Here is an 11958-nt window from a genome sequence, read left to right as displayed (position 1 = left end):
AGGCTAGGGGAATCGATTGCGGCCACCAAGCGCCTGAGACCTTTAAGGGTGCGTTTACTCTGCCGGGCTTTCGGCGAACGCGCCGCCGTGCGGCTCGGCCCGGCCGCGGGGGTCGGCGTGGATCAGGATGTCGGCCTGCGGGAAGGCCCCGAGCAGGCGCTTCTCGGCGGCGACGATCACCTCATGGGCAGCCTCCAGGGTGAGGTCGGGATCGAGGTCGACGTGCATCTGGATGTGGACGTAGGGGCCGGACGCGCGGGTGCGCAGCTGGTGGACGTCGGTGAGGCGCCGGTCGGCGGTCGTCAGCTGGACGATGCGGGCGCGGTCCTCGTCGGGAAGCTCGTGGTCCATGAGCTGGTTCGAGGCCTCGCGGAACACGCCCACGGCGCCCCAGAGCAGCAGGGCGGCGATCACGACCGCGGCGGCGGCGTCGAGGCCGTTGACCCCCAGCCAGGCTGACGCGGCGATGCCGATCAGAGCCACGATGTTGGAGGCCAGGTCCGAAGCGTAGTGGGCGCGATCGCCGGAGACCGCGACGGAGGCGGTCTGGCGCAGGACGCGGGTCTGGGCGGTGATCAGCAGCATGGTCAGGGCGGTGGAGACCAGCATCACCGCGATGGCCCAGCCACCCTCGCGCAGCGGGTGGGGCGAGAGAAGGTCGCCCACGGCTTCGCGGGCGATGAGGGCGGCCGACGCGAAGACCAGGCCGGCCTGGACGAGGCTTGCGAACGCCTCGGCCTTGCCGTGGCCGAAGCGGTGCTCGGCGTCGGGCGGGGCGGCGGCGTAGCGGACGGCCCAGAAGGTGGCGAGCGAGGCGATGAGGTCCAGACCGGAGTCGGCGAGCGAGGCCAGCAGGGCCGTGGAGCCGGAGGCCAGCCAGGCGGCCGCCTTGATAGCGACGAGGATGGTCGCGACGGCGACGGAGAGCAGGGTGACGCGGCGGGTCAGCGCGGCGGTCTCGGCGGGGGATTTGCCGGGGAGGGCAGTCATTGGGGCGGAGGGTAGCGTTTCCCTCCCTTGATGGGGAGGGATAGGCCGCGCAGCGGCCCGGGTGAGGGAGTTGGGATCAAGCCCCCACGCCTCACTCCGGCCCACACTTCCTCACCCTGCGCGCCGTGGGCGCGCTGTCCCTCCCCATCACGGGAGGGAAAGCTACTGCGCCGCGACGGCGGCCATGAAGACGACGGCGGCGAGCGTGATCCAAATGATCGAGTTGGCCAGCTGCCGCAGCAGCCCACGCTCGTGCTCGTCGGTCGCGCCGAGCACGTCGGCGAGCCGGTCTCCGGGGAAGAAGTAGAGGAACTTGATCAGACGCATACGCGGCCCCCTTTCGGACCTCGATTCTTGGGCCCGCGGGGCGGTCTGCGGTATTCGGGGAAAGTACGTAGTTTGAGGGTGGCGCTTAGGCCGCCTGCAGCGGCATCGGGCCGATGTAGCGCGACGCCGGGCGGATGAGGCGGCCGCCGACGAGCTGCTCGCGGGCATGCGCGATCCAGCCGCCGACCCGGCCCATGGCGAAGACGCAGGTGAAGGCGGACGGCGGCAGGCCGAGGGCTTCCAGCAGCAGGGCCGTGTAGAACTCGACGTTGGTGTCGAGGGAGCGGTTGGGCTTGCGCTCCTTGAGGATCGCCAGGACCGAGGCCTCGACCGCCTCGGCGAACTCCAGCCGGCCAGGGGGAAGGTTGGAGGCGTCGAGCAGGCGGCGCACGGCGGCCTTGAGCGCGTCGGCGCGGGGGTCGCGGACCTTGTAGACGCGATGGCCGAAGCCCATCAGCCGGTCGCCGCGGTCCATGGCCTCCTCGATCCAGGCGCGCGCGTTCTCGGGGCGGCCAATCTCGTCGAGCATGTCGATCACCGGGCCGGGCGCGCCGCCGTGCAGCGGGCCCTTCAGCGCGCTGATCCCGCCCAGCACCGCCGACGCCAGGCCGGCGCGGGTGGAGGCGATCACGCGGGCGGCGAAGGTCGAGGCGTTGAGGCCGTGGTCGCTGACGGTGACCAGGTAGGTGTCGAGGCCGGTGACCTCGGCGCGGCCGGCCGGGGCGCCGCGGACCATGCGCAGGATGTCGGCGGCGTGGGAAAGCCCGGGATCCGGGCGGATGGGCGCCTCGCCGGACTGAGCGCGTACGACGGCGGCGGTGAAGACGGCCGGGGCGGCGGTGAGGCGGAGCGCCACCTCCAGCTCGTCCCCGTCCGCGAGGCGGGCGGTGAGCGCCCGCATGGCCTCGATAGGTGTGCGGTCGAGGAGGCCGGTGTCGAGGGCCGCCACCTCGGCGAACACCTCGGCGCGGGCGGCGGCGAGCGCCGGCGTCAGGTCCGTCGGGAGGTCGTCGAAGAAGCCGTCCCAGAGCAGGCGCAGGACGTCCTCGTAGCGGGCGCGGCCGGCGAGCTCGTCGAGGTCGTGGCCGCGGATGATCAGGCGGCCGGCCTGGCCGTCCACTTCGGAGAGCACGGTATCGGCGGCGACGACGCCTTCAAGGCCATCGGACATTTCGAACCTCCATCGAACTTGCGCAGTGAGAGATTTGCCGCCAAGCTCGTGTCGTCAATCTTGATCAACATGATCAATGTAAATGCCTGCTGCGGAATGGATTGCGGCCGAAGAGGCCCGTGAACGGCTCGGCGTGCGGCCGCAGACGCTCTACGCCTATGTGAGCCGCGGGCGGGTGCGGGTGCGGCCGGACCCCGGCGACCCGCGGCGCAGCCTTTATCGCGCCGAGGACATCGCGGCCCTGCGGCAGCGCAAGTCGCGCAGCCGCAAGCTCGCCGAGGTGGCCGCGGGCGCCATCGCCTGGGGCGAGCCGGTGCTGGAAAGCCAGATCACCACGGTGGCGGGCGGGCGGCTGTTCTACCGCGGCCGGGACGCCATCAAGCTTGCCGAGACCGAGACGCTGGAGTCCGTGGCGCGGCTGCTGCGCGGCGGCCATGGGGCGGCGCTGAAGCGCACCGACCGGCCGAAGCCGCCGGAGGCGCGTGACATGCGCGAGCGGGCGTTCGTGGCGCTGGCGGCGCGGGCGGCGGTGGATGCGCCGGCGCGCGGGCGCAATCCGCTGGCGCTGGCGGTGGAGGCCGCGACCCTGCTGGACGTGCTGACGGACGCGGTGGCCGGCGAGGTGGGCGGGGGCGCGATCCACAACCGGCTGGCGCTGGCCTGGGGACAGGGGCCGGGCGGTCCGGGCGCCGACCTGATCCGGCGGATCCTGGTGCTGGTGGCCGACCACGAGCTGAACGCCTCGGCTTTCGCGGCGCGGGTGGCGGCGTCGACGGGGGCTTCGCTGTCGGCGGCTTGCCTGGCGGGGATCGCCACGCTGTCGGGGCCGAGGCACGGCGGGGCGACGGCGGCGGTCCGGGCGTTCGCGGCCGAGGCGGGGCAGGCCGGGGCGCACGAGGCGGTGGCGCGGCGGCTGGCCGACGACCGCGCGCTGCCGGGGTTCGGGCACCCGCTCTACCCGGACGGGGACCCGCGGGCGGACGCGCTGCTCGGCCGCTTCCGGCCGCCGAAGGAACTCGCCGCGCTGCGCAAGGCGGCGCACGAGGTCGCGGGGCTGACGCCGAACGTGGACTTCGCGTTGATGTCGGCGTGCGAGGCGTTGAAGCTCCCGCCAGACGCGCCGTTCGCGCTGTTTGGGGTGGCCCGGTGCGCCGGATGGATCGCCCATGCAATCGAGCAGGGGCAGGCGGATACGCTGATCCGCCCGCGGGCGCGGTACGTGGGGCCGGAGCCGGAGTTCGCCTGACCGGAGTCCCTCTCTCGGCGCGGCAGCGCCGGGAGAGGGAGAGCCCGCCGCAGGCGGGAGGGGGAGAGCGGGGGTGTCAGGCCCGCAGGTGCACGGCTTCTTCGGCTTCAAGGGCATGGTCGAGGCGGCCGACCATTTCCTTGGGGCAGACCTGCCAGAACTGGCCGAGGGCGCGGTCCCAGTCGCGGAGGAGGTCGTCGGCCAGGGCCGAGCCGGTCTCGCGGGCGTGTTCCTCGACGAGGTCGCGCAGGACCGCCTGCCAGTGGGCGGACGAGACCCGGCAGGTGACCACGCTGTCCTTGTTCAGCGCGCGGTGCAGGCCGTCGGTCGGGTCGTGGACGAAGGCCATGCCGCCGGTCATGCCGGCGGCGAAGTTGAAGCCGACGGGGCCGAGGATCACGGCCGTCCCGCCGGTCATGTACTCCAGGCCGTTGGCGCCGCAGCCTTCGACCACCGTCACCGCGCCGGAGTTGCGCACGGCGAAGCGTTCACCGGCCAGGCCGGCGGCGAACAGGCGGCCCGAGGTAGCGCCGTAGAGGACGGTGTTACCGATCAGGGCGTTGGCCTGCGGCCGGGCCAGGTGCGGCGAGGGGCGGATGGCGATGGTGGCGCCGGAGAGGCCCTTGCCGACATAGTCGTTGGCCTCGCCGGTGAGCTCGATGCGCAGGCCCTGGACGGCGAAGGCGCCGAGGCTCTGGCCGGCCGAGCCCTTGAGCTGGACGGTCAGGTGGCCGGCCGCGAGCCCGTCCATGCCGAACTTGCGCACGATGTGCGAGCTGGTCCGGGTCCCGATCGAACGCTGGGTGGAGGCCACCGTGTAGGTGAGCTGCATCTTCTCGCCGCGTTCGAAGACGGGCGCCGCGTCGCGCACGATCTGGGCGTCGAGGGTGTCGGGCACCTCGTTGCGGCCCACGACGGTGCAGTAGGGCTTGTTGAGGCCCGGGTCCGCCTTCACCAGCAGCGGGTTGAGGTCGAGGTCGTCGAGGTGCTCGCCGCCGCGGGAGACCTGCATGAGCAGGTCGGTGCGGCCGACCGCCTCCTCGAGCGAGCGCAGGCCTAGCTGGCTCAGGATCTCGCGGACTTCCTCGGCGATGAAGGTGAAGAGGTTGATCACCTTCTCCGGGCTGCCGGAGAACTTGGCGCGCAGCGCATCGTCCTGGGTGCAGACCCCCACCGGGCAGGTGTTGGAGTGGCATTGGCGCACCATGATGCAGCCCATGGCGATCAGGCTGGCGGTGCCGATGCCGAACTCCTCGGCGCCCAGCATGGCGGCGATCACCACGTCGCGGCCGGTGCGGATGCCGCCGTCGGTGCGCAGGCGCACGGAGTGGCGCAGGTTGTTGAGCGTCAGGACCTGGTTGGCTTCCGAGAGGCCCATCTCCCACGGTCCGCCGGCGTACTTGATCGAGGTCTGGGGCGAGGCGCCGGTCCCGCCGACGTTGCCGGAGATCAGGATGACGTCTGCTTTTGCTTTGGCGACGCCCGCCGCGATCGCGCCGATGCCGGTCATGGCCACCAGCTTCACGGTCACCCGCGCGTCGGGATTGATCTGCTTCAGGTCGTAGATGAGCTGGGCCAGGTCCTCGATGGAATAGATGTCGTGGTGCGGCGGGGGTGAGATCAGGGTCACGCCGGGGGTGGCGTGGCGCAGCTTCGCGATCAGCTCGGTGACCTTGAAGCCGGGCAGCTGGCCGCCTTCGCCGGGCTTGGCGCCCTGGCTGACCTTGATCTCGATCTCGCGGCACTGGTTCAGGTATTCGGCGGTGACGCCGAACCGGCCGGACGCGATCTGCTTCACCGCCGAGTTGGGGTTGTCGCCGTTGGGCAGCGGCTTGTAGCGGGCGCGGTCCTCGCCGCCCTCGCCGGAGACGCTCTTCGCGCCGATCCGGTTCATGGCGATGTTGAGCACGCCGTGCGCTTCGGGGGACAGCGCGCCCAGGCTCATGCCGGGGGTGACGAAGCGCTTGCGGATCTCGTTGACGCTCTCGACCTCGTCGATGGCGACGGGCTTGCCGTCCGCACGGATGTCGAGGAGGTCGCGCAGCTGGATGGCGGGCAGCTTCCGCATGCCCTCGGAGAAGCGTTTGTAGACCTGGTAGTCGCCGCGGTCGCAGGCGGTCTGCAGCGTGTGGATCATGCGCGCCTCGAAGGCGTGCGCCTCGCCCGCGCGGCGGGCCTTGTAGAAGCCGCCGACGGGGATGGAGAGGGCGGCCGGATTCCAGGCGCGGCGGTGCAGTTCGACGGCCTTGGCTTCCAGGCCGGCCAGGCCGATTCCGGAGATGCGCGAAGGCATGCCCGGGAAGAACTCGGCGACGAGACTGCGGGACAGGCCGACGGCCTCGAAGTTCAGGCCGCCGCGGTAGGATGCGATGACCGAGATGCCCATCTTGGCGATGATCTTCAGCAGCCCCGCCTCGATCGCGGTCTTGTAGTTCAGGCAGAGGTCGCGAAGGCTGAGCTCGCCGGTCAGGCCGCGGTCCTGGCGGTCGAGGAAGCTCTCCTGGGCCAGGTAAGCGTTCACGGCGGTGGCGCCGACGCCCACCAGGACGGCGAAGTAGTGGGTGTCCAGGCACTCGGCCGAGCGGACGACGAGCGAGACGTAGGACCGCAGGCCCTTGGCCACGAGCCAGGCGTGCACGCCGCCCGTGGCCAGGATCATCGGCAGGGCGACGCGGTCCTGGGCGGTGTTCACGTCCGACAGCACGATGGTTGAGCAGCCGCGCAGCGCCGCGTCCTCGGCCTCCATGCGGATGCGGTCGAGGTTGGCGCGCAGCGCATCGCCGGCCCGGGCCTCGGCGGCCGGGAGCGGCATGGTGCAGTCGACGACGGCGACGTTCTTCTCGCCGATCGCCTCGACCAGCCGCGCGTACATGCCGGTGGTGAGGACGGGGCTGTCGAGGACGAAGACGTCGGTCTGGGTCTCGTCCTCGGCGAGGATGTTGCCGAGGTTCTTGAAGCGGGTCTTCAGGCTCATCACCGCCGTCTCGCGCAGGGAGTCGATCGGCGGGTTGGTCACCTGGCTGAAGTTCTGCCGGAAGAAGTGGCTCAGCGGACGGTACTCGGCGGACAGCACCGCCAGCGGGGTGTCGTCGCCCATGGAGCCGACCGCTTCCTTGCCGTCCTCCACCATGGGGGCGAGGATCAGCTCGAGGTCCTCCAGGCTCATGCCGGCGGCGACCTGGCGGCGGACCAGCTCCTCGCGGCCAAACAGGCGGTCTTCCGAGCCTGGGCCGATGCGCTCCTCCAGCTCGACCATGTTGCCGAGCCAGCGGTCGTAGGGGTGCTGGGCGGCGAGCCGGTCGATGATCTGGTCCTCGCCGTAGAGGCAGCCCTCGGCCAGGTCGACGGCGAGCATGCGGCCGGGCGAGACGTGCGCCTTGCGGACGATGCGGCTCTCCTCGATCCGGCACATGCCGGCCTCGGAGCCCACGATCAGCAGGCCGTCGTCGGTGTAGGCCACGCGCATGGGGCGCAGGCCGTTGCGGTCCTTGCCGGCGACGACCCAACGGCCGTCGGTGCCGCAGACGGCGGCCGGGCCGTCCCAGGGCTCCATCACCGCGTTGCAGTAGGCGTAGAGGGCGCGGTGCGCGGGCTTGATCTGCTCCTGGGTGCGCGCGTTCCACGCCTCGGGCATCAGCAGGGTCTTGGCCATGGGGGCGTCGCGGCCGGCGCGCACCAGCACCTCGAAGGTGTTGTCCAGGGCGGCGCTGTCCGAGCCGCCCGGCTGGATCACCGGCTTCACGTCCTCCTGGTAGTCGCCGAAGGCGCCCGCGGCCATGCGGATCTCATGGCTCTTCATCCAGTTGCGGTTGCCCTTGAGCGTGTTGATCTCGCCGTTGTGGGCCAGCATCCGGAAGGGCTGCGCGAGGCGCCATTCGGGGAAGGTGTTGGTGGAGTAGCGCTGGTGGAACACCGCCACCGCGGCCGTGAACCGGGGGTCCTGCAGGTCGGGGTAGAAGGCGTCGATGTGCTCGGCCAGGAACATGCCCTTGTAGATCAGGGAGCGGGCCGAGAGGCTGCAGATGTAGAAATGCTGGATGTTGGCGGCGGCGACCTGGCGCTCGATCCGCTTGCGGCACAGGAACAGCGCGCGCTCCAGCGCCTCGCCCTCCAGGCCCTTCGGCGGGGAGAGCATGATCTGCTCGATCTCGGGGCGGGTGGCGTTGGCCTTCTCGCCGATCACCGAGGTGTCGGTGGGCACCTGGCGCCAGCCGTAGATGTAGAAGCCGAAGCGCAGGGCCTCGGCCTCGACGATGGTGCGGCACGCCTCCTGGGCGGCGAGATCGGTGCGCGGCAGGAAGACCTGGCCCACGGCGATCGGGCCGGGGCGCACCTGGTGCCCGATCCGCTCCACGTGGGCGGCGAAGAAGTCGCGGGGCACCGAGACCAGCACGCCCGCGCCGTCGCCGGTCTTGCCGTCGGCGTCGACGGCGCCGCGGTGCCAGACGGCCTTCAGCGCGCGGATGGCGAGCTCGACGACTTCGCGGCGCGGCTTGCCGTCGATGGCGCAGACGAGGCCCACGCCGCATGCGTCGCGCTCGCTGTCTGGATCGTAGGCGTGGCCCGCGATCAGCGCCTGGCGGTTCTTCCGGTAGAGGGAGACGTCGTTCATGGCTCTCACTCCGCGGCCATGAGCGCGTCGGCGCTGGCGTGGGCCTGGCAGTAGCGGTGGATGGCTTCAGCCGCGTCGCGGCCGTCGCGGATGGCCCAGACGACGAGGCTGGCGCCGCGCACGATGTCGCCGGCGGCGAAGACGCCCGGGATCGAGGTCTGCATGTTGCGGAAGTCGGCCTTCACCGTGCCCCAGCGCGTGGTGTCGAGGCCGGGGGCGGAGAACTCCGGATCGAAGCCGAGCGCCTTGATGACCAGGTCGGCCTTCAGCTCGAAGTCGGCGCCTTCCACCTCCTCCGGCGCCTGGCGGCCGGTGGCGTCGGGCGGGCCGAGCCGCATGCGGGCGGCCACGACGCCGGCGGCGGCGAGCGCATCGCCCGTGACGGCGCGCGGCGCGGCCAGCCATTCGAAGATCACGCCCTCTTCCTCGGCATGCGCCACCTCGCGCACCGAGCCCGGCATGTTGGCGCGGTCGCGGCGATAGAGGCAGGTGACGCTGGCGGCGCCCTGGCGGACGGCGGTGCGGACGCAGTCCATGGCGGTGTCGCCGCCGCCCACCACCACGACGTGCTTGCCGGCGGCGTCGAGGCCGGCGGGCAGGGGCTCGCCGAAGGCGGTGCGGTTCGACGCGACCAGGTAGTCGAGGGCGGGGACCACGCCTTGGGAGCCGGCGCCCGGCGCCTCCAGTTCGCGGGCTTTGTAGACGCCGGTGGCGACGAGGACGGCGTCGTGCTTCTGCCGCAGCTCGGCGAGGGTGGCGTCGCGGCCGACCTCGAAGTTCAGGCGGAAGGCGATGCCGCCGTCGGCCAAGCGCGTGGTGCGGCGCTCGACGACGTCCTTCTCCAGCTTGAAGCCCGGGATGCCGTAGATCAGCAAGCCGCCGGGGCGGTCGTGGCGGTCGTAGACGGTGACGGCGTAGCCCAGCTCACGCAGGCGCTCGGCCGCGGCGAGGCCGGCAGGGCCCGCGCCGACGACGCCGACGCTGCGGCCGCGGTCGGGACCGGCCACGAGCGGCTGGACCCAGCCTTCTTCCCAGGCCTTGTCCGTGAGGTACTTCTCCACCGCGCCGATCGTCACCGTGCCGTGGCCGGACTGCTCGATGACGCAGTTGCCTTCGCACAGCCGGTCCTGCGGGCAGATGCGGCCGCAGATCTCGGGCATCGAATTGGTGGCCTGGCTGAGCCGGTAGGCCTCCTCCAGCCGGCCGGCGGCGGTCATCCGCAGCCAGTCGGGGATGTTGTTGTGCAGCGGACAGTGGGTCTGACAGAACGGCACGCCGCACTGGGAGCAGCGGGAGGCCTGCTCGGCGGCCTTCTGGTCGATGAACTCGGCGTAGATTTCGTGGAAGTCGCCGGTGCGCGCGCCGGCATCCCGCTTGGGCGGGGTCGCCCTAGGCGTGGTGACGAACTTCAGCATGCGCTCGGCCATGAGGCGGCTCCCCGACAGGAGCGGCCCATGTAGGGCCCGTTCGCGCCTCAGGAAAGCCGATCATCCACAAACTGGACTACAAAGCTCAGCCGGACGGCGGTTTGGCGGCTGTGCCGCATCAATGTCTCAGAAGATAGTCCAATTTTGAGATGAACCCCATGTTCACCATAGTGCCGCCCCTCTTCCCCCCTGCCGATTTGCTTGGAGTGCGCCGTGCTGCCGGACTGGGCCTATGCCGTCATCCTTGGGGTCATCGAGGGGCTGACGGAGTTCATCCCGGTCTCGTCCACGGGGATGATGCTGCTGGCGAAGCATGGCATGGGGCTGACGGACCCCTTCTGGAACACCTTCGCGGTGATGATCCAGCTGGGCGCGATCCTGGCGGTGGTGGTGCTCTACTTCCAGAAGCTCTGGGGCGCCCTGATCACCTTGCCCACGCGGCCGGAGAGCCGGCACTTCGCGCTGACGGTGCTGATCGCCTTCATCCCTTCGGTGGTGCTCGGGCTCCTGCTGCACGACTTCATCAAGGGCGTGCTGTTCGACAATCCGACGGTGCAGTGCATCTCGCTGATCATCGGCGGCGTGGTGCTGCTGCTGATCGACCGCATGGCCCCGGCGCCCACCCAGGACGACCCGACGAAGCTCACCTACCGGACGGCGCTGGCCATCGGCCTCTTCCAGGTGCTGTCGATGATCCCCGGGACCTCGCGGTCGGGATCGACCATCGTGGGCGCCATGCTGATGCGGGTGGAGAAGCGGGCGGCGGCGGAGTTCACCTTCTTCCTGGCGATCCCGACCATGATGGGGGCCTTCGTGCTCGACGCCCTCGAGAGCAAGGACCAGCTCATGGCCAGCGGCCGGCTGGAGTTGCTGGCCATCGGCTTCGTGACCGCCTTCGTGGTGGCCATCGTGGTGATCAAGGCCATGCTGGCCATCGTCACCCGCCGCGGCTTCGCCCCGTTCGGCTGGCTGCGGATCGCGATCGGGGTGGTCGGCCTGGCGCTGCTGAACTTCGCCTAGCGGACGCCGCCGGCGAGGGCGCGCGCTTCCTGGTCGGCGTACTGGCCCCCGCGGCGGTAGCGGTAGAGGTAGCTCGGCAGCACCGACTCCAGGCTGGTCGGCGTGATCCCCAGGTCCTCGAGGCCGGGGTAGGCGCCGCTCACCACATTGTCGGCGCGCAGCATCCGGACCTGGTCGGTGGTGATCGGCGGCGGCAGGACCATGGCGGCGAGGTCGCCCAGCGTTCCGAGCATTTCCGCCGCGGGCCACGGAAGCGGCAGGAGCAGGCGCCGCCGGCCGGTCTCGGCCAGGGTCATCTCCAGCATCTCGCGGAAGGTGATCGTCGCGGGCCCGCCGAGCTCGTAGGTCCCGGCCGCGTCCGGCAGGGTCACCAGCCGGGCCAGCGCCTTGCCGACGTCGCCCACGAACACCGGCTGCATTCGGGTCCTGCCCCCGCCCATCAGCGGCAGGACCGGGCTGAAGGCCGCCATGAAGGCGAACTTGTTGAAGAACTGGTCCTCGGGACCGAACACGAACGACGGCCGCACGATCACTGCGTCCGGATAGACAGCCTGTACGGTCTGCTCGCCCTCGGCCTTGCTCCGTGCGTACTTCGACGCCGACGCGGCGTCGGCGCCCAAGGCCGACATCTGGACGACGCGGGTGACGCCGAGGTCGCGGGCGGCTTCGGCGACCGCGCGGGCGCCCTCGACGTGCACCGACTGGAAGCGCTGGCGGCCGCCTTCGTAGAGCACGCCCACCAGGTTCACCGAGGCCGTGGCGCCTTCCAGGGCGCGGCGGATGGACGCCTCGTTGCGGACGTTGGCCTGCACGACGTCGATCTGGCCCACGTCGCCCAGGAGGCGCATGCGATAGCCGAGGTTGGGATTGCGCACGGCGACCCGGATCCGCCAGCCGGCCTTGGCGAGCTGCCGCACCGCATGGGTCCCGATGAAGCCGGATCCGCCGAAGACCGTGACGAGATTTTGCATGGCCTGCCGATAGACGATGCCGCCCCGCGCCGCAATGCGGCGACGGCGTTGACCAGACGGGGCCGGGGCTCTAAGGAAGCCGCCTCGCGCGATCCGACGGGTCGGGCCCAGGTGGCGGAATTGGTAGACGCGCTGGCTTCAGGTGCCAGTGGCTTAACGGCCGTGAAGGTTCGAGTCCTTTCCTGGGCACCATC

At 71.1% G+C, this 11958-nt stretch carries 8 protein-coding genes and 1 tRNA gene; 3 read left to right on the top strand and 6 right to left on the bottom strand.

Annotation, left to right across the window (positions count from 1 at the left end; all coding sequences use genetic code 11):
• Window positions 1–54: 54 nt before the first annotated feature.
• The 3 genes from VIL76_RS12860 to VIL76_RS12850 all read right to left on the bottom strand — a co-directional run bounded on the left by VIL76_RS12860 (window position 55) and on the right by VIL76_RS12850 (window position 2488).
• Window positions 55–990 (bottom strand): cation diffusion facilitator family transporter, encoded by a 936-nt coding sequence (locus VIL76_RS12860; protein WP_332045430.1) that lies wholly within the window; start codon window positions 988–990, stop codon window positions 55–57.
• A 162-nt stretch (window positions 991–1152) separates the two neighbouring features.
• A complete protein-coding gene (locus VIL76_RS12855; RefSeq protein ID WP_332045429.1) occupies window positions 1153–1317 on the bottom strand; it encodes a hypothetical protein in 165 nt (54 codons plus the stop codon).
• An 85-nt stretch (window positions 1318–1402) separates the two neighbouring features.
• Window positions 1403–2488, bottom strand: coding sequence for a citrate synthase/methylcitrate synthase (locus VIL76_RS12850; RefSeq protein ID WP_332045428.1), 1086 nt, complete (start codon window positions 2486–2488; stop codon window positions 1403–1405).
• Between the two features lie 82 nt (window positions 2489–2570).
• On the opposite strand from VIL76_RS12850, the gene VIL76_RS12845 reads away from it, so the two are divergent.
• Window positions 2571–3734, top strand: a complete 1164-nt coding sequence (locus tag VIL76_RS12845; RefSeq protein ID WP_332045427.1) for a citrate synthase — start codon at window positions 2571–2573, stop codon at window positions 3732–3734.
• Between the two features lie 76 nt (window positions 3735–3810).
• Here the strand turns inward: VIL76_RS12845 and gltB are convergent, their stop codons facing one another.
• Window positions 3811–8346, bottom strand: coding sequence for a glutamate synthase large subunit (gene gltB / locus VIL76_RS12840; RefSeq protein WP_332045426.1), 4536 nt, complete (start codon window positions 8344–8346; stop codon window positions 3811–3813).
• A 5-nt stretch (window positions 8347–8351) separates the two neighbouring features.
• Window positions 8352–9773 carry an NAD(P)-dependent oxidoreductase gene (locus VIL76_RS12835; RefSeq protein ID WP_332045425.1) on the bottom strand — a complete coding sequence of 474 codons (1422 nt, stop codon included), beginning with the start codon at window positions 9771–9773 and terminating at the stop codon, window positions 8352–8354.
• A gap of 216 nt (window positions 9774–9989) precedes the next feature.
• Between VIL76_RS12835 and VIL76_RS12830 the strand changes: the two genes are divergently transcribed.
• Entirely contained in the window at window positions 9990–10793 is an 804-nt protein-coding gene (locus VIL76_RS12830) for an undecaprenyl-diphosphate phosphatase (protein ID WP_332046497.1), read from the top strand.
• Here the strand turns inward: VIL76_RS12830 and VIL76_RS12825 are convergent.
• Window positions 10790–11764, bottom strand: a complete 975-nt coding sequence (locus VIL76_RS12825) for a complex I NDUFA9 subunit family protein (RefSeq protein ID WP_332045424.1) — start codon at window positions 11762–11764, stop codon at window positions 10790–10792. The two genes, VIL76_RS12830 and VIL76_RS12825, sit on opposite strands and share 4 nt — an antisense overlap.
• Before the next feature lie 105 nt (window positions 11765–11869).
• On the opposite strand from VIL76_RS12825, the gene VIL76_RS12820 reads away from it, so the two are divergent.
• Window positions 11870–11956, top strand: a tRNA-Leu gene (locus VIL76_RS12820).
• Window positions 11957–11958 lie beyond the last annotated feature (2 nt).

Origin of the sequence: Phenylobacterium sp., from assembly GCF_036563285.1 — a bacterium.
Taxonomy (GTDB): domain Bacteria; phylum Pseudomonadota; class Alphaproteobacteria; order Caulobacterales; family Caulobacteraceae; genus Phenylobacterium.
The sequence above is the reverse complement of the archived record's forward strand: the minus strand, read 5'-3'. Positions and strand labels throughout refer to the sequence as shown.